This is a genomic window from Microbulbifer mixtoriginis (SeqCode) (genome assembly GCF_052466765.1).
Genome location: NZ_CP174289.1, coordinates 3,220,206 through 3,238,653 on the forward strand (window position 1 = coordinate 3,220,206; position 18,448 = coordinate 3,238,653).

Sequence of the window (18,448 nt, forward strand, 5' to 3'; positions counted from 1 at the left end):
TGGCTTAGTTTAAGGGCCAGCAGTGACAAGGTATTTGAGGAAAGCAAGCTTTTAACGAGGTGGCTTATGAGTCCGGCCCCTGAATTGCTCATTTCTAAGGCAATCAATAGTCCAAAAGACGGCTAACTGGCCGGGTTTTGGTTTTCGCGCAATCCCTGTGACCTTGGTGTACAATGCGCGCCTTTCTAAAATGCTCAGGATTCTTTGAGTAGTCAGTGGGGCCTGTTGGCGCCTGAGGCCAAGTTGCAAGGCCTGAGCACAGTGGTACCGAGTTACACCAGTCTCTACTCAGCCCGCATTACCGAGGGAACACCATGTTTGATTCATCTGTCACGCTCGCTTCTTACGATCCCGAAATCTGGGAAGCTATCCGCGAAGAGGATTCTCGCCAGGAAGACCACATTGAGCTGATCGCCTCCGAGAACTACACCAGCCCACAAGTCATGGAAGCCCAGGGCAGCAGCCTCACGAATAAGTACGCAGAAGGTTATCCGGGCAAACGCTACTACGGTGGCTGTGAGTATGTGGATAAAGTGGAAACCCTGGCGATTGAGCGCGCCAAGGCGCTGTTTGGTGCGGATTACGCCAATGTACAACCGCACTCTGGCTCCCAGGCCAACTCGGCGGTATATCAAGCCCTGTGCGCCCCCGGCGACACCGTGCTAGGTATGAGCCTGGCTCACGGCGGCCACCTGACCCACGGTGCCCGCGTCAACTTCTCTGGCAAAATCTATAATGCGGTGCAGTACGGCCTGAACCCGGAAACCGGTGAGGTGGATTACGAGGAAGTGGAGCGTCTGGCTCTGGAGCACAAGCCTAAGATGATCGTGGCCGGTTTTTCCGCCTACAGCCGCGTCATGGATTGGGCGCGTTTCCGCGAAATCGCCGACAAAGTGGGTGCCTACCTGTTTGTAGATATGGCCCACGTAGCCGGTCTGGTTGCCGCTGGTGAATACCCATCGCCAATTCCCCACGCCGATGTGGTGACCTCCACCACTCACAAGACCCTGCGCGGACCGCGCGGTGGCATTATCCTGGCCCGTGCCAACGAAGAGATCGAGAAAAAACTGAACTCCGCGGTATTCCCCGGTGGTCAGGGTGGCCCGCTGATGCATGTTATCGCGGCCAAAGCGGTTTCCTTTAAGGAGGCCATGAGCCCAGAGTACAAGGCTTATCAGAAGAAGGTGGTAGAGAATGCCCGCGCTATGGCGGAGACTTTCCTCGACCGCGGTATCAATATCGTTTCTGGCGGCACCGATGATCACCTGATGCTAGTGGACCTGATCGGTAAGGAATACACCGGTAAAGATGCCGATGAGGCCCTGGGCAATGCCAATATCACGGTGAATAAAAATGCGGTGCCTAATGACCCGCGTTCTCCCTTCATCACCAGTGGACTGCGTGTCGGTACTCCGGCGATTACCACGCGCGGTTTCGGCGTGAAGGAAACCCAGCAGCTGACCCATTGGATCTGCGATATCCTGGACGCACTGGAAGGCGGCGATGTTGAAGCCACCATCGCCGATGTGAAGCAAAAAGTTCTGGAGATCTGTGCACAGTTTCCTGTGTACAAGAAAGCCTAATTTAGCTTTGCTAGAAAAAGCGGCTCGGTGAGCCGCTTTTTTTATGGCTGTATCACAGTGTGCTGCACCGCAGCGGTGCGTGGTGCAGTCACAGGGGGCAACGGCTGTGATAAACTGCGGCCCATTTTCCATTCCCCTGGGGACGATCCCACATGCACTGTCCTTTCTGCAGCGCAGAAGAAACCAAAGTAGTCGATTCCCGCCTGGTGGCGGAGGGCGATCAGGTGCGCCGCCGGCGCGAGTGCCTCGAATGCCATGAACGTTTCACCACCTTTGAAAGCGCAGAGCTGCTGTTGCCCAGGGTGATCAAACAAAATGGCCAGCGCGAGCCCTTCAATGAAGACAAATTGCGCGCGGGCATCCAGCGCGCGGTAGAGAAGCGCCCGGTCAGTATCGAGCGGGTGGAATCCGCAGTCTCCCAAATCAAGCATGCGCTGCGCGCAACGGGTGAGCGCGAGCTGCCCGCAAGGGCCATCGGTGAGCTGGTCATGGAGCAGTTGCGCGAGCTGGATGAGGTCGCTTATGTACGCTTTGCCTCGGTGTATCGACGCTTTGAAGATGTCAGCGACTTCAGTGAAGAAATTGAGCGCCTGACCAGTAAGGAAAACCAAACGCAATGAGTCAAATGGCTGTAGAGAGTGCCCAGGCACTGATGGGCCGCGCTATTCAGCTGGCGGAGCGCGGTCTCTATACCACTATGCCGAATCCCCGGGTCGGCTGTGTGATCACCGATGCTAATGGCAAAGTAATTGCTGAGGGCTGGCATAAGCGTGCTGGCGAACCCCACGCTGAAATAGAAGCCCTGCGCGATGCGGGCGAGCGGGCCCGCGGCGCCATCGTCTATGTGACCCTTGAACCTTGTAGCCACAGTGGCCGCACAGGTCCCTGTGCCGAGGCACTGGTACAGGCCGGTGTCGCCCGCGTGGTTTACGGTATGGAAGACCCGAATCCCAGGGTTGCCGGAAGCGGTTTGCAGAAACTGCGCGATGCGGGCATTGAGGTAGAGGGGCCAGTGCTGGAAGAGCGCTGCCGTGCGCTCAACCCGGGTTTTATCAAGCGTATGACCTTGGGGTTACCCCTGGTGCGCAGCAAATCTGCGATGAGTTTAGATGGTCGCACCGCCATGGCCAGCGGTGAATCCAAATGGGTTTCGGGCCCGGCTGCGCGCGCCGATGTGCAGCGCCTGCGTGCGCGCAGCTGTGCAGTGGTAACTGGCGTAGAGACTGTGCGATTCGACAACCCGAATCTCAATGTGCGCGCCGATGAGATGGCGCTGGAGCTGCTCGAAGCGGAACAGGCTGCAGAAGTTCAGCCCCTGCGCGTTATTGTCGACAGCCAGCTGCGCACGCCGGCAAAGGCCTTTATTTTGCAGGGGGACGCCCCCACACTGGTGTGCACTACTGAGCGCGCCGATCCAGAGCGTCGTCAGCGACTGGAAAACGCCGGTGCCGAAGTTGTCGTTTTACCTCAGGACAAGGACGGTCGGGTAGACCTGCTTGCCCTGCTCAAAGAGTTGGCCCGACGCGAATGCAATGAAGTACTGATAGAAAGCGGTGCGATCCTTTCCGGTGAGTTTCTCTACCGGGGGCACGTAGACGAATTGATTGTCTATCTGGCGCCCAAGCTGCTCGGCAGCACGGCGCGGCCGCTGTTTGAATTGCCCATCGAGCGTATGGGCTCGGTGCTGCCGATCACGATTACCGATATGCGCGCGGTCGGCCACGACTGGCGCATCACCGCAACCACGGATATCGAGCGCTGATGTTTACTGGAATTATTGAGGCGGTCGGCGAGATTGCCGATCTGCAGCCGCGTGGTGGGGATCTGCGCGTGCGTGTTAGGAGCGGCAAACTGGACCTCGCCGATGTGCAGCTTGGTGATAGTATCGCCACCAACGGCGTCTGTCTGACCGTAGTGGAGCTGCCCGGTGATGGCTACTGGGCGGATGTTTCCGCGGAGACGCTGGATGTCACCAGTGTCAGCAGCTGGAAGCGCGGGGATAGGGTCAACCTGGAGAAGGCATTGACCCCACAAACCCGCCTTGGCGGCCATATTGTCAGCGGCCATGTGGACGGTATCGGCGAGGTGGTGTGGCGTAAATCCGAGGCCCGTGCCGAGCGTTTTCGCCTGCGCGCACCGGATAATCTGGCTCGTTATATTGCCCACAAGGGCTCGATTACTGTCGATGGTACCAGTCTCACCGTTAACGCGGTGGACGGTGCTGAGTTTGAACTCACCATTGTGCCGCATACCTTGCAGGAAACGATTATGCAGGGCTACGCGGCTGGCACCCGGGTCAATCTTGAGGTGGACTTGATCGCACGCTACCTGGAGCGCCTGCTTCTTGGCGAGGAGGCGGCCAAATCCAGCGACGGTGGTATGACACTCGAATTTCTCGCCCAGAACGGGTTTTACAAGCGCTAGCTGGCTTTATCCCGGCATGCCGCGCCAGTGAGGGCGGGTGAGTGTAACTGCAGGGAAAGCCGCTCAATTTGCAATTGATTAATTTATCCAGAGTTAGCAATGGAATTAAATACGGTTGAAGAACTGATCGACGATATCCGCCAGGGCAAAATGGTAATCCTGATGGACGATGAGGATCGCGAAAACGAGGGTGACCTGGTGATGGCAGCGGAGCAGGTGCGCGCCGAAGATATTAACTTTATGGCTACCCATGCCCGCGGCCTGATTTGTATGCCCATGTCCAAGGAGCGCTGTGAGCAGCTGGACCTGCCGCTGATGTCGCGGGATAACGGTGCCCAGTTCAGCACCAACTTCACCGTCTCTATCGAAGCTGCCGAAGGGGTGACCACCGGTATTTCCGCTGCGGACCGTGCGCGTACCGTGCGCGCCGCCGTAAATAGAAATGCCAAACCCAGCGATATCGTTCAGCCCGGACATATTTTCCCGATTATGGCCCAGCCCGGTGGCGTACTGAGCCGTGCCGGCCATACTGAGGCCGGCTGTGATCTTTCTCGCCTGGCGGGTTTCGAGGCGGCCGCGGTAATCGTTGAAATCATGAATGACGATGGCACCATGGCACGCCGCCCGGATCTGGAAAAGTTCGCGAAAGAGCACAACCTGAAGATCGGCACCATTGCCGACTTGATTACTTACCGCGCGCTCAACGAGAAAACCGTGGAGTGCGTCAACGAACGCAAAGTGCGTACCGAGTTTGGCGAGTTTAAACTGCGCACCTATCTCGACAAGGCCCGCCGCGAGCGCCACTTCGCCTTTATCAAAGGCGAGCCTACGCCAGAGGAGCCAACCCTGGTGCGCGTACATGTGGGCAACACCCTGCGCGATGTACTCACCATCCAGCGCGGTGATGAAAAATTTGTCCCCTGGACTTTCCGCCGCGCCATGCAGCGCATCGAGAAAGAGGGCAAAGGTGTGGTGGTATTGATCTGCCATAACGAGACCACCGAGGAAATCGAGGAGAGTATCGATTGGCTGATCAGCGGCAAGCAGCAGCGCCCCAGCCAGGACTTAGTGTACAAGCAGGTGGGTACCGGTTCGCAGATACTGCGTGATCTCAAGGTGCGCAAGATGCGCCTAATGAGTGCGCCGTTTAAGTTCAGCGCTATTTCCGGTTTTGAACTGGAAGTGGAAGAGTACTTGAACGTCGAAGAGTAATAACAGAATGTTTCCCGGCGCATTTGAAATGGCACGGGTATGGAAAGAAATACGGATTGGACATTATGAGCAACATTCAAGTGATTGAAGGGGATTTTGTCGGCAGTACAGGTAAGTATGCGCTGCTGGTGAGCCGTTGGAACAGCTTTGTGGTTGAGAGCCTCAAAGACGGCGCCCTTGATACCTTGCGCCGCAAGGGCATCAAGGATGAGGATATCACCATCTACTACGCCCCCGGTGCCTTCGAATTCCCGCTGGCCGCGCAAAAGTTGGCGGAAACCAAAAAATTTGATGCGATTATTGCACTGGGCGCGGTGATTCGTGGCGGCACTCCGCACTTCGAATATGTCGCTGGTGAGTGCACCAAAGGTCTGGCTCAGGTATCCCTGAATACCGGTATTCCGGTGACCTTTGGTGTGTTGACTGTGGACTCCATTGAGCAAGCTATCGAGCGCTCCGGCACCAAGGCTGGCAACAAAGGTTGTGAAGCTGCCGAAACCGCCCTGGAAATGGTTTCCCTACTCGGCAAAATCTAATTGCCCAGCGCCGGCCAGTTGCGTCGGCGCTGCCCATTCTGAGAAGTATCTACCGGAAAAGACAATGACCGTAACTGCATCTGCCCGCCGCAAGGCGCGCCACTACGCCATGCAGGCGCTCTACCAATGGCAAATGGCCGGCGCCAGCCTCAATGCGATTGAAGCCGAGTTCCATACCGACAACGATATGAGCAAAGCCGACGTGGAATATTTCCGCGATATCTTCCACGGGGTAGCCAAAAACCTCGACGAAGTAGAAGGTGCTTACTCCTCCCATCTGGATCGAAAAGTGGAAGATCTGGACCCGGTGTCCCGCGCCCTGCTGCGCATGGCCACTTATGAACTGAAAAACCGCATCGATGTGCCCTACAAAGTAGTGATTAACGAAGCAGTCGCACTGGCGAAAAAATTCGGCCCTACCGACGCCTTCAAGTTCATCAACGGCATCCTGGATAAGACTGCTGCAGACCTGCGCACTGCGGAAGTGGCTGCAGACAAGAAGTCCTGAAGTTACGCTGATGGGAACTGCGCCGGGCGAATTTGAAATTATCCGCGATTTTTTCGCCAGTGCTCCTGTGGGCGAAGGGGTTGCTTTGGGTATAGGTGACGACTGCGCTCTATTGCAGGCACCTGCCTCGGGGCAGCTGGCCACCTCTATGGATACCCTGGTGGAAGGCCGCCACTTTCCCGCTGATGCGGACCCCGCTGCTATTGCCGCGCGTGCACTCAGGGTTAATCTCAGTGACCTGGCGGCAATGAATGCGCGCCCACTCTGGTTTACCCTGGCCCTGACCCTGCCTGACAGTGATGCAGTTTGGTTGCGCAAATTTGCCGATGGCCTGCTGCAGACCGCGGCACAGTTTGGTGTTTCTCTGGTTGGGGGTGATACCACTGCGGGCCCTTTGTCGATCACCATTCAGGTGATCGGACACACGGAATCGCCACTGCGCCGAGACCGTGCCGGCCCCGGTGATCACGTTTATGTCAGCGGTCCTCTAGGTGCTGCTGCCGCCGCTCTGCCGGTGGTGCTGGGAGAGCAGCGGGTGAATGCCGATGTGCTGTTGCAGTGTGAACGCGCCTTCTATTATCCCGAACCCCAATTCCCTGTGGCTGCGGCGATTGCCGAGTTGGCCAGTGCGGCTCTGGATATTTCCGATGGTCTGCTCGCGGACCTTGGACATATTTGTGAGTCCAGCGGTGTCAGCGCTGATATTCATCTGGAGCGATTGGCCGTTTCTCCCTTGGCGCAAACTCTTGCCGCAGAGAAAGCAATGGCTCTGGCTACAGGCGGTGGCGATGATTACCAACTCTGTTTTACCGTTCCCCAGCAGCGGGTTGCAGATTTGGACCAACTGGGCCTGAAAGTAACTGCTATCGGCACCCTCATTGAGGGCAGTACCGGGGTGCGCTGCTGGCATAATGGCAACCCTTGGTCGCCAGCGGTCACTGGCTATCAGCATTTTTAAATGGTATTGGCCCGGAAGTGCCGGTGGTGGCTTTGGAAATAAGACAATGAGAATACATAACCCCAGTTTTTCCGAGCTTTTGCGCGATCCTACTCTGCTGCTGGCTTTTGGTTTTGGTTCGGGGCTGGCACCCAAGGCACCGGGTACTTTTGGCACTCTGGCTGCCATACCTTTTTGGTGGCTGATGAAAGATCTCCCCCCATCTTGGTACCTGGGAATCCTAGTGGTGACGGGTTTAGTGGGGTGTTATTTATGTGGCGCTGCGGCAAAGAAGCTCGGTGTACATGACCATGGGGGCATCGTTTGGGATGAGATGGTGGGCTACTGGCTCACTATGTTTATGGCCCCGGCTGGCTGGATTTGGGCACTTTACGGTTTCGTACTTTTTCGCCTGTTCGATATCGCCAAGCCACCGCCCATCGGTTGGGCAGATCGGCGGGTACAGGGTGGCGTCGGAATTATGCTCGACGATATACTGGCCGCCGTTTATGCAGCTTTAATATTGCAAATAACCGTGTTTTTTGTAGGGGCTTAGTGGATAGGGATTATCGATGCACAAGGCATTTTGGCTTCTGCTGGGGTTACTGGTTTCCAGTACAGCCTGGGCACAACAGGTACAGCTGAAGGGTTTGTTTGGCGATAGCGCCATGCTGGAAATCGATGGCCGCCAACGCATTCTTAAGGCAGGCCAACAATCACCGGAAGGGGTTGGCCTGATTGAATCGACGACCAGTTACGCGCGTGTTCGAGTGAATGGACGCGAACAGAAGCTCACCCTGGATGCGCCCATCGCCGCAAGCTATGCCCAGGCTGAGCGCGCCGAAGTGCGTTTGATGGGAGATAGTCGTGGCCATTTCAATACCGATGCCTGGATTAATGGGATGCGGGTTCCGGTGATGGTGGATACCGGAGCGACTACTCTGGCAATCAATTACCCCACCGCCCAGCGTCTGCGCTTAAATCTTAATGGTGCCAAGCGCATACCGGTGTCGACGGCCAGTGGTATCACCAGTGCTTATTTGATCAATCTCAGCAGTGTCACTATCGGTGGCATTAAATTGCACAATGTAGAAGCTACCGTGCACACTGATAACTTTCCCCAAGTGGTGCTTCTGGGAAACAGTTTTCTCGGCCGGTTAGATATGGAACAGCAGAGGGGTGTGCTGATACTGCGCGCCCGCAACTGACGTGAAGAGGTATTAAGTTGACCATTCGTTATGTGGAATCCTCAAAGCTGCCCACTTCCTGGGGTATGTTTGAAATGCACGGCTTCGAAGAAGTGGAGACCGGCAAGGAGCATGTGGTGCTCACCATGGGGGACTTCGATACCAACGAGCCCCTACTGGCCCGCATTCACTCGGAATGCCTGACCGGTGATGCCCTGTTTTCCCTGCGTTGCGATTGTGGTGCCCAGTTGCAACATGCCATGCACCGCATTGCCATGGAAGGACGTGGAGCTATTTTCTACCTGCGCCAGGAGGGCCGTGGCATAGGCCTTTTAAACAAGATCCGTGCTTACCATTTGCAGGATTGCGGTGCGGATACCGTGGAGGCCAATGAGCAACTCGGCTTTGGCGCCGATATGCGGGATTATTCAATTCTGAAAGCGATGATCGACCACCTGGGTATTCATGCCATTCGCTTGATGACCAATAACCCGCGCAAAGTAAAAGCGTTGGAGGACTTGGGTATAAATGTGACTGAGCGCCTGCCGCACCAGTCCGGGCGCAATCCTCACAATGCCAAGTATTTGTCCACCAAGAAAGGTAAGCTTGGTCATTTGATTGAAAATGAGGATGAGGAAGGGAAAGAAGAAAAATAACTTTTAACCTCCTTCAGACACCCCCATAAAAAAGGCCGGATAATCCCGGCCTTTTTTTGTGGAAATTAATTAAAGCCGAGCTCGAGTATTTGGAGTTCGGCTTTGAATAATTCAGAGGTTCCTAAAATATTGGGCTTCTAATCTTTAAAGACCTTGCCCCCTTTCATCACAAAATCCACATCTAAAAGCTCATCGATATTATCCAGTGGCGAGCCATCGGTGGCGATAATATCGGCGTATTTACCGGATTCAATGGTGCCCAGTGAATCGCTCATATCGATCAGATCTGCGGCGTTAACGGTAGCGGACTGGAGGATGGCCATATTGTCCATACCGGCTTCACTCATCAGGACCGCCTCGCGTGCATTGATGCCGTGCTTGGATACACCTGAGTCGGTACCGAAGGCAATTTTTACTCCGGCATCGACCGCTTTACGGAAATTGCCGCGCATATCTGTGCCAACACGTATGGCTTTTTCCTTCTGAGCTTCAGATAAAACATCAGTATTTTTTGCCAGCTGTACCACGGTATCGCCGGCGAGAAGAGTCGGAACCAGGTAAGCGCCGGTTTCTTTAAATAGCTTATGAGCGCGGGGACCTGCGTAGGTACCGTGCTCAATACTGTCTACACCGGCCTCCAGTGCAGCGATAATCCCTTCTTCCTGATGCGCATGACTGGCCACTTTGCGACCCATGCGCTGGGCTGCCAGGACCACCTCTTTTAGCTCATCGATTTCCATCTGCTGGCCGGTACCTGTAGCGCGATCAGTAAGTACACCACCGGTAGAGGTAATCTTGATAAAGTCAGCGCCGTATTTGATTGCATGACGGGTCGCGCGGCGGCAATCATAGGGGCCGTCGCATACCGTTCTGGTTTTATCGTCATGCAGTGCCATTAACTCGGGGCTGACTCCACTGATATCTGCGTGCCCTCCGGTAATACCCACTCCGCCGGCTGCGATAATACGTGGGCCATCTACCCAGCCATTATTGATCGCATCGCGCATCGCATACATTTCTTCACCGCTATTACCCGCATCGCGTACAGTGGTAAAACCAGATTTCAGAATACGCATGCCAAACATTTGCGAGCGCATTTGGGTCAATGGCATGGACATCTTTAGGGCTTCGGAATCGTTTTTGGGGCCCAACTCAGTTTGCAGGTGAACGTGCATATCCATTAAGCCCGGCATTACGAAGCTGTCCTTAAGATCAATGACTTCGGCATCATCTCTATTCACATAACCAGGGCGGATGGAAGTAATCCTGCCATCCTCGATTATTACGCTTTGCTCTTTTAAAGGTTTTTTACCGGGAACAGCGAGCAGTGTGCCTGCGTGGATAATGGTTTCTGCCAGTACTGAGGAAGAGAAAAGAGTCGCTGCAATACTGCTGAGAAGGAAACGCTTCATGATTTGTACACCTATTTATTATTTAGGCACAAGCTAAATCAATCTGCGGAATATGACAATTGTGGGGTTATTACTTGGTGAAAGCCGGAAATAAGTTTCTAAAAAATCCAAAAAAAGACCGGAAAATCCGGCCTTTTTTAATCTGCAGAGAATTAATATCTGCGGCGTGGCTGCACAAATACTGCGGTAGTTCGGCCGGGCAGAGTAAAGGTGCCGCTGCTCCTATCAAATTTCACTTTGTACAGGCGTGGGTCTACAGAGCGGCGCTGACGTGGATGCTTGAACAGGTACTCACCAATAAGGTTTTCGCTGCTAAATTCCACCATTTCATTATCGCCATTAAACAGCACCACAATACGTTCAAAGCGGCGATCGATGTTGCCATTGGAATCGGATAACTCCATCACAATCAACCCAGGAATCTGGTCGGGTCCAGTGTTGAGGAAATTGAGGTGTGCCTCTACGGACTCTGCATCAGACAAGCGGAACAAGGGAGAGCTGTTGCGAATCGCCAGCTGCTCGCGGAATAGAGCGGAGCTCCACAAACGGTGCCGGCGCTCGGGAGCCAATTCCGGGTTTGCCAGTAAAAGTTGTATCAGGGACCAGTTATCTTCGTTTTTATCCGCGATAGGCAAACCTATACCCCAATTATCGGTGGCGAGGCTGAAGTCCAGTGCATTAAACCAGTCACCGGAGTTGTAACTGTCCCGATCCATCGACTTTGAGCGCAGGAAATCCTGGCCTGCGTGGATAAACGGCACTCCCTGGGCGAACAGAACCAGGGAATTACTGAATGCCTGGATACGCACTCGTTCAGCCAAGTCGGCGCTGTCGCTGGCTTTGATCTGTACTCCGTCGAACAGCGTCTCGTTGTCGTGGGCGGCAATATAATTAATGGATTCCTGCGGGTCGGCGGTATAGCCGGTGGGCTGGCCGTTATAGACCAGCTCGCTGCCGGTAATGATATTGCCGTTGGCATCTTCAAAAGGATAATCCGCCAGGTTGCCGGCGAGGGAAATGCGGACTTTATCTGCCAGGGTTAGCAGTGTGGCACGCTCATCTTCTCCCTCAAACTTGCCGTTGCTGTCGGTGAATAGACCGGTACCAAAGCCCTGCTCCTCAAAGCCTCCGAAGGGGTTGCCGCCACGCACGGAATCGCGCAGGCGATCGTTAAAAGTGCCTATACCGCTGCCCGCCATATTGCCCTGGCGGGCCTGTACAAAGCGAGCATCGTCAGCCACCTCGCCAAAATTCCAGCCCTCGCCGTACAGGTAGATAGCGTTGCCATCGACACCATCGGCTACCGGGGTCAGTGATTGCAGTGCCGCTTGCGCCTTGAGGATATTGTCGAGGCTATGGTGTCCCATCAGATCGAAACGGAAGCTGTCCACCTTATAGGCCCGGGCCCAGGTGACCAGGGAATCGATCATCAGCTTTTCCATCATGGCGTGCTCACTGGCGGTATTTGCGCAGCAGCTGCTCATTTCCACACCGCCCTCCAGATTGCGGCGGTGGTAATAGCCGGGGACGATTTTATCGAGTACGGAGTTGTCGTATTGGCCATAGGAGCTGGTGTGGTTGTAAACCACATCCATCACCAGTCGCAGGCCGGAGTGGGATAGCCCTTGCACCATTTGACGGAATTCGCGAATGCGCGCAGGTCCATCGGGAGCGCTGCTATAGCTGCCTTCGGGGACCGTGTAGTGCAATGGATCGTAGCCCCAGTTAAAGCCATCGGTATCGCGAATTGCATCTACCTGGGCCTGCTGCTCGCTGCTGTCCGATGCGTATTCTGAGAGGTCAGGTGTTTGCTGCTGTTGCGTGCGATCCTCATTGACTGTGGCAAAGTCAAAGGCCGGCAGCAGGTGGATATGGGTGAGGCCGGCGCGGGCCAATTTATTGAGGTGGCGCATGCCGTCGCTGTGCTTGCGGGTGAAAGCCTTGAAGGTGCCGCGCTCTGCTTCGGGGACAGTTTGATCCGCAATACTGAAATCGCGTACGTGCAGCTCGTAGACACTGATATCTTCCGGCTGGGTTAACCTGGGCTTGCGCAGGCGATCCCAACCGCGCGGCTTCAGGTCCCTGTCATTCAGGTTAATGATCTGGCTTTTGCCACTATTGATGGAGAGACTCAGGGAATAGGGGTCGGTGACCAGGTTGGTTTCAATCTGGCGGCTGAAGTAGGAGTACACCTCGACCTCATAGAGATAAAAACTGCGGTCCCACTGCTTGTCGATATCGGCACTCCAAACCCCGGTAGATTCATCGCGCAGCATGGATACCACCTGATCGGCGCTATCGCTGCTGGAGTCTGTAAACAGGTGCAGCTTTACTGCCTGTGCGGTGGGTGCCCAAAGATCGAGTTGGATACTCTCCTCGCCGACACGGGCACCGAGTTCACCGTCGTAGTAAAAGCGGTCATCGAGCGCACCTGCCATCTGCACACCAGTCGCATCCAGTAAGTTGTCCTCCGCATCGTAAGCGGCGAGGGCGAGCTGCTGGGCGACCAGATCACTGGTGGAGGCCTGCCCTGGCAATTGCCAGGCACTGAAACTGGCCAGGTGTGGGAATTTTTGTTGGGCGCTGTCGGGCAGGGTGGCGAGAGGGGTGAGATCGATGGTGCCATCGGAACGGATATCACCGTCCTCCAGTTTTAGCTCGGCGCTGTTGCTGTAGTGCAATTTAACCTTTGCACCTTCCTGCACCTGGATATCCCAGGCAAAGCTGCTGGCATCCACCCAGTGCGCTTTATCGCTGCTCAGGTCACCCTTGGCGAAGCCGTCACTGCTGACGGTGACTTCTTTACTATTCGAATCAAAAGCAAAATAGATTTCGTCGTAATCGGCGGCCACGGTAAAGCTGACGTTGGCTCCATTGTTGCCGTAGCTCTCCTCCCAGCCTTCGTGCAGGGCTACCTTGAATTCATAGGAACCGGCAGGCAGCGCTGAGGTGATAAAGGTGTAGGTGCCATCTCCATCGGCATCTTGCATCCAGCTGCGCAGGCAACTGGGTTGCCAGTCTCCCGGGCACCCGAGCAGGGATTGGAAGTTGCCGGCTACAGTGGCGACCACGCTATTGTGGTTGTCGGTGATCCAGTGACTCTCGTGGTCGTAGATAAATTTAACTTCGCGAGCCTCATCCAGGCTAAGGGAAATATTACCGCCGTCCCGCTGGCCGCCCCAGCCATAATTTTCATCCCAGCTATTGTTGAGAGCGGCTTTGTACTCCCAGTTGCCGCCGGGTATCAAAAAGTTGCCTTGCCATTTGTCGTCTTCGCTGTCATAGCGGAGCAGGGTGGCGACACAACCTGGTTGCCAGTCGCCATCGCAGCCCAGTTGGCTTTGTAGGTTGCCGGGAATATTGACCTCTGTGGGATCTGGTGTGTCAGATGCCCAAACCGGTATTTGGATGGAGCAGAAGACAGCCCCCAGAATCAGCCCGGCCCTTGTGCCGGGTCCTGTAAATTTTGTTGTTGGCATAGCGCTTCCCATTTTTTCTTGTACTTATTGCGGTTCTCTCAGTTGGTATTGAATCGCAGTCACGCATTGACGGCCTCCCACCCCGAGGAGGTGGAGGTCTGGGGGAGGTGGTTGGGGGTGTCATAAAACCTTTATAAATTCGTCACTTGGTGGAAACACCCGCAGGAGAAGATGCTTCTCGAGTAAACGCGATGGCGAAAGAAAAAGCCGGATCTATACTCAACTGATCGGGTTATGGTGAGTCGAGAAAGGTGATGCACTCGCTGTAATCGGATTCGAAGGCCGGCTTTTGCCGGCTTTGCTTTTTGTAGCGGGGCAATTACTAAGAGGCTTCCTAGGATTATCCTTGCTCCTATCCCCTGGTAGTGCTAATTTGCCCATAACCCGCCAGATACTATGGCGGAGTCCAGAACTCAGTAACTGCGGAGGATGATTGATGATTGTTGCAACCCTCCGTCGGGTCCAGTAGCAGCCTCCAGCTGCCCACGCCCGGCGATAGATTCCTAGACGTCGGGCTTTCCCTGAGAAAGCTCTGTTGGCCGCGTATGTGCGGTCGCTTGGTGCTTTGTTGCGCCCAGAGGGTTTCAATCTTGAGTAAATCTCACTTTACCCGCCGGTCTGTTAACAGGCTTGGCACTAAATCCCCATCTATCAAAATTGAGCGGGAAGCTTCTCCACTACAAAAACTCGGCTGGAAGTCTTTTTTCCAACAGCAGCTGACGCTCGAAGAACTCGAACAGTGTTTGCCGCTGCGGGTTATGGCTGTACACCGTAGTCGCCTGGAATTGGCCGGCGAGCAGGGGACTGTGTCCCTTCCCCTAACCGGGAGTCTTGTGGCTAATTTGCCCGCGGTGGGGGATTGGCTGTTGTTAGAGAAGAGCAGTGGATATTTCGTGCGTTTGTTGAGCCGCAGCAGCCAGTTTGAGCGCATGGCACCTGGGGGGCATCAGGTGCAGATGATCGCCGCCAATGTCGATAGTGTCTTTATTGTTTCTTCCCTGAATGATGACTTTAACCTCTCACGTATTGAGCGCTATTTGGCTCTGGCTCGGGAGTCCGGTTGCAGCCCACACCTGATTCTGACTAAGGCCGACCTGTGTGAAGATACAGCCCCTTTTCTTCAGGCATTGCGTCCATTCGGCGAGTTACCCGCTGCAATAGTAAATAGCCTGGATCGAGAAAGCGTGGCACAGCTGCGCCAGTGGTGCTTACCTGGGGAAACTATCGCGCTGTTAGGTTCTTCTGGAGTGGGTAAATCCACTTTGCTAAATGCGCTGTCTGGCGAATCCCTGGCTGAGACTGGGACCATTCGTGAAGCCGACAGCAAAGGGCGCCACACTACACGGAAACGCTCTCTTCACTCCCTGAGTTGGGGAGCGTTGTTACTCGATAGCCCTGGAATGCGGGAGCTGGGGTTGGTGCATGTTGAAGATGGCGTGGCGGAGACTTTTTCTGATATTGAGGCCTTGTCCAGAGAGTGTCGCTTCTCTGACTGCCAGCACCAGTCGGAGCCAGGCTGTGCGGTACAAGAGGCAATAACGGGCGGTTCGTTGGATGATCGGCGCTTGCGCAATTGGCAAAAACTGCAACATGAACTAAGCCGTAACGGTCAAACTCTGGCGCAGAAACGGGCAGGGGAGAGAGCGCTATCCCAGATGTATCGATCTGTGCAAAACCAGGCGTGTAAAAGTAAGTATCACGGAGAGGATTGAAAAAATGACTGCCTCTTTTTTTACACCTCTATTTTTTTAAGCGCTATTTAACCAGGCTTTGAAGGGCAGCATTCGCTGCCCTTCAAAGCGTTTATACAAGCTAGCGGGCCAATTTTAATGTGACTACCCCTACGATAATTAACAGTACTCCGAGATATCGTCCGAGACTGGCTGTCTCACCAAAGAAAATGACTCCCATCAGAAAGGCACCGGCCGCACCGATACTGGTCCAGACGGCATAGGAGATGCCAATGGGAATCTCTCGCTGGGCCAACCACAATAAAAACCCACTGAGGCCAATAAATACGACCGCCATTACAACACCCAGCAGGCGAGTCGATGCCTCTTGGGATATTTTTAGCCCCAGCACCCAGCCTATTTCACAAAGACCGGCCATTAACAGGTAGAACCAGGCCATGCTTTTCCTCTTTAAAGGGTAATTTTTAAAAAACCTTATTTCGACCTCCTCTTGGAGGTTAGGTCGGAGAATAGCTATCTGCCACTTTGCCTAGAAGTTAGGGAAAATAGATTGACTAATTTGCAGATGACGCCTTTTTATAGCGTGTTTTTACTTCGGTATAGCTTTTGACAGGGAGCTTGATAGTTTAATGCGGAAGGAGGCTCTGAGAGTAGAAGACGGGAGAGTGGGAAAACCCTGCCCAGGTCCTGTATGGTTGACTGGTATCGAAGGAAAAATAAGCTGGAAGCATGTTAATAAAAACCAAGAACCTGGTGTTAATACTTTTGTCGGTCAGTCAGGTGGCTTTGTCGGATTCGGCGAAAATAGAGTCGGTCGTTGTCACCGCCAGTCGTGTTGAGAAACAGTTTCAGGATTATCCAGAAAGTTTCTCCATGGTTGATCGTTTCGAGTTAAAGCTGATTAAGCACAACCATATCCAGCAAAGTTTAGCGCGGGTTCCTGGGGCCAATGTGGCAAGGGGTAACGGCCAGGAATATTTACCCGCATTGCGTTCGCCAGTACTGTCTGGGGCTGGAGCCTGTGGCAGTGTGCTGACAATGGAGGATGGCATCCCTCTGCGGGCACATGGATTCTGCAATATAAATGAGTTGTTTGAATCCCATAGTGAAATGGCTCAGAGAATTGAAGTTATTCGCGGCCCGGCCAGCACCCTGTATGGTTCCAATGCTATGCATGGTGTCGTGAATATTCTGAGTCCGGAAATTGAAGAAAATACCAAGGCCTTTTCTGGCATTTTAGGCTTTGAAGGTGGTCCTCACGATTACTATCGAGCCAGTATTTCGGCAGAATCTAACCTTTCTAACAAAGGCAGAGTGCGAGCAGATCTTTCCCTGGCATCTGATGGTGGTTATCGGGACCACTCTGGTTACGATCAACAAAAGCTCAGCCTTTTGCACTCTGTCACTACAGGGAAGACACAAATCCGTTCTCGTCTGGCAGTAACGAATTTAAATCAGGAAACAGCGGGTTATATCGAAGGATACAATGCCTATCGGGATGATCAGCGGGACAGGGAAAACCCGAATCCAGAAGCATTCCGCGATGCCTCCGCGGTACGGCTTTACTCCATTCTCGATATTGATTTGAGCTCGGGAAAAAAGCTATCACTGGCCCCTTATCTTAGAAAAACAGATATGCGTTTTCTGCAGCATTATTTGCCGGGGCAGGCGTTGGAAGAAAATGGCCAGGAGAGTATCGGCTTGCGGAGTAGCTATCTTTTTAACTGGGAAGGTAACTTGGAAGTAGTAATGGGGCTAGATACAGAATTTACTCAAGGCTACTTACGAGAACTCCAAAAAGATCCAACTGAGGGAACAGATTTTTTGCGGGAGACTATCCCCGCAGGTAAGCACTATGACTATCAAGTAAATGCTTACAGCGTTGCTCCTTTTACTTTGGCTACCTGGAATGTTACCGATACTTTAAAGCTTTACAGCGGTGTACGTTTTGAGTCGGTACAGTATGACTACAACAATAAAATGCTTTCTGGCCGTACGGCCGAGGATGGTCTCCCTTGTGGCTTTGGTGGCTGTAGGTTTAGCCGGCCAGAAGACCGCAAAGACAGTTTCCAGAATTGGTCACCCAAACTAGGAGCTACTTACGATTTCACATCAGGCCTGCAATTATTTGTAAATATGACTCAAGGATATCGGGTTCCCCAGGCAACAGAACTTTACCGTTTACAGCGCGAACAAACTGTTGCCGAATTGGAGTCCGAGCAAATCAGCAGTATTGAATTGGGGGTACGAGCTATTAAGGAAAACCTTTCTTATGAGCTCGTCGCTTATGGAATGCGCAAGCGCAATGTGATTTTTCGGGATACGGAGTACTTTAACCAATCTAATGGAAAAACCTCACATCGCGGTGTAGAGGTGGCTCTTGGCTATAAATTTGCCCAGGACTGGCGACTGGAGGCTTCTTCCAGTTATGCGGAGCACCATTATCGAGATGGGCGAGAGCTGAGGGGAGTACTACTGGATGGCAATCTTGTGGATTCAGCTCCCAGGGCTTTCGGTAGCTATCGCCTGCAGTGGCAACCTCGGCAAGGTATAAACGCTGAACTGGAGTGGTTGTATCAGGGGCGCTATTACACCGACCCCCAAAATCAGCATGAATATTCTGGGCATAACTTATTGAATCTGCGAGCCCGGTGGGAATTTGATCGTTGGGCTCTCTCAGCAAGGATGTTAAATCTAACCAATAGGGCTTACGCAGAGCGAGCGGACTATAGCAGCTTTGCTGGGGACAGGTATTTTCCTGGGGAGCCACGCGCAATCTATTTATCTGTATCTTCCGAGTGGTGATTTAATTAGAGGGTTTTT

General features: G+C 53.7%; 16 protein-coding genes. 13 read left to right on the forward strand and 3 right to left on the reverse strand.

Going from position 1 to position 18,448, the window contains the following annotated elements; all coding sequences use genetic code 11:
- Positions 1-314 precede the first annotated feature (314 nt).
- The 11 genes from glyA to ribA all read left to right on the forward strand — a co-directional run bounded on the left by glyA (position 315) and on the right by ribA (position 9,043).
- Positions 315-1,583 carry a serine hydroxymethyltransferase gene (gene glyA / locus ACJJIV_RS14105; RefSeq protein ID WP_252083354.1) on the forward strand — a complete coding sequence of 423 codons (1,269 nt, stop codon included), beginning with the start codon at positions 315-317 and terminating at the stop codon, positions 1,581-1,583.
- Between the two features lie 152 nt (positions 1,584-1,735).
- Entirely contained in the window at positions 1,736-2,203 is a 468-nt protein-coding gene (nrdR, locus tag ACJJIV_RS14110) for a transcriptional regulator NrdR (protein WP_252083353.1), read from the forward strand.
- Positions 2,200-3,345, forward strand: coding sequence for a bifunctional diaminohydroxyphosphoribosylaminopyrimidine deaminase/5-amino-6-(5-phosphoribosylamino)uracil reductase RibD (gene ribD, locus ACJJIV_RS14115; RefSeq protein ID WP_444887221.1), 1,146 nt, complete (start codon positions 2,200-2,202; stop codon positions 3,343-3,345). Before nrdR ends, ribD begins: the two co-directional genes overlap by 4 nt.
- The gene (locus ACJJIV_RS14120; RefSeq protein ID WP_252083352.1) at positions 3,345-4,007 is read left to right on the forward strand and encodes a riboflavin synthase; all 663 of its coding nucleotides are present in this window, start codon (positions 3,345-3,347) and stop codon (positions 4,005-4,007) included. The genes ribD and ACJJIV_RS14120 overlap by 1 nt, the downstream gene beginning before the upstream one ends.
- A 99-nt stretch (positions 4,008-4,106) precedes the next feature.
- Entirely contained in the window at positions 4,107-5,219 is a 1,113-nt protein-coding gene (ribBA, locus tag ACJJIV_RS14125; RefSeq protein ID WP_252083351.1) for a bifunctional 3,4-dihydroxy-2-butanone-4-phosphate synthase/GTP cyclohydrolase II, read from the forward strand.
- A 65-nt stretch (positions 5,220-5,284) separates the two neighbouring features.
- On the forward strand, positions 5,285-5,755 hold the full coding sequence (gene ribH / locus ACJJIV_RS14130) for a 6,7-dimethyl-8-ribityllumazine synthase (RefSeq protein ID WP_152454910.1): 471 nt from the start codon (positions 5,285-5,287) through the stop codon (positions 5,753-5,755).
- 64 nt (positions 5,756-5,819) lie between these two features.
- Complete coding sequence (gene nusB / locus ACJJIV_RS14135) at positions 5,820-6,263, forward strand: transcription antitermination factor NusB (protein WP_444882793.1); 444 nt, start codon at positions 5,820-5,822, stop codon at positions 6,261-6,263.
- Between the two features lie 10 nt (positions 6,264-6,273).
- Positions 6,274-7,221, forward strand: a complete 948-nt coding sequence (gene thiL / locus ACJJIV_RS14140) for a thiamine-phosphate kinase (protein ID WP_444889372.1) — start codon at positions 6,274-6,276, stop codon at positions 7,219-7,221.
- Positions 7,222-7,267: 46 nt separating this feature from the next.
- Positions 7,268-7,756 carry a phosphatidylglycerophosphatase A family protein gene (locus ACJJIV_RS14145; protein WP_444889373.1) on the forward strand — a complete coding sequence of 163 codons (489 nt, stop codon included), beginning with the start codon at positions 7,268-7,270 and terminating at the stop codon, positions 7,754-7,756.
- Between the two features lie 16 nt (positions 7,757-7,772).
- Entirely contained in the window at positions 7,773-8,408 is a 636-nt protein-coding gene (locus ACJJIV_RS14150) for a retropepsin-like aspartic protease family protein (RefSeq protein ID WP_444887219.1), read from the forward strand.
- 17 nt (positions 8,409-8,425) lie between these two features.
- Positions 8,426-9,043 carry a GTP cyclohydrolase II gene (gene ribA / locus ACJJIV_RS14155; RefSeq protein WP_252083347.1) on the forward strand — a complete coding sequence of 206 codons (618 nt, stop codon included), beginning with the start codon at positions 8,426-8,428 and terminating at the stop codon, positions 9,041-9,043.
- A gap of 137 nt (positions 9,044-9,180) precedes the next feature.
- On the opposite strand, the gene ACJJIV_RS14160 is transcribed toward ribA, so the two are convergent.
- Together ACJJIV_RS14160 and pulA are read right to left on the reverse strand one after the other, a co-directional pair.
- Positions 9,181-10,455 carry a metal-dependent hydrolase family protein gene (locus ACJJIV_RS14160; protein WP_444889374.1) on the reverse strand — a complete coding sequence of 425 codons (1,275 nt, stop codon included), beginning with the start codon at positions 10,453-10,455 and terminating at the stop codon, positions 9,181-9,183.
- 152 nt (positions 10,456-10,607) lie between these two features.
- Complete coding sequence (gene pulA, locus ACJJIV_RS14165; protein ID WP_444889375.1) at positions 10,608-13,934, reverse strand: pullulanase-type alpha-1,6-glucosidase; 3,327 nt, start codon at positions 13,932-13,934, stop codon at positions 10,608-10,610.
- Positions 13,935-14,524: 590 nt separating this feature from the next.
- On the opposite strand from pulA, the gene rsgA reads away from it, so the two are divergent.
- Positions 14,525-15,646: a ribosome small subunit-dependent GTPase A gene (rsgA, locus tag ACJJIV_RS14170; protein ID WP_444889376.1), complete on the forward strand. Its 1,122-nt coding sequence runs from the start codon at positions 14,525-14,527 to the stop codon at positions 15,644-15,646.
- 100 nt (positions 15,647-15,746) lie between these two features.
- On the opposite strand, the gene ACJJIV_RS14175 is transcribed toward rsgA, so the two are convergent.
- Positions 15,747-16,064, reverse strand: a complete 318-nt coding sequence (locus ACJJIV_RS14175) for a DMT family transporter (RefSeq protein WP_444889377.1) — start codon at positions 16,062-16,064, stop codon at positions 15,747-15,749.
- 290 nt (positions 16,065-16,354) lie between these two features.
- On the opposite strand from ACJJIV_RS14175, the gene ACJJIV_RS14180 reads away from it, so the two are divergent.
- Entirely contained in the window at positions 16,355-18,430 is a 2,076-nt protein-coding gene (locus ACJJIV_RS14180; RefSeq protein WP_444889378.1) for a TonB-dependent receptor, read from the forward strand.
- The last annotated feature ends 18 nt before the right edge of the window (positions 18,431-18,448 follow it).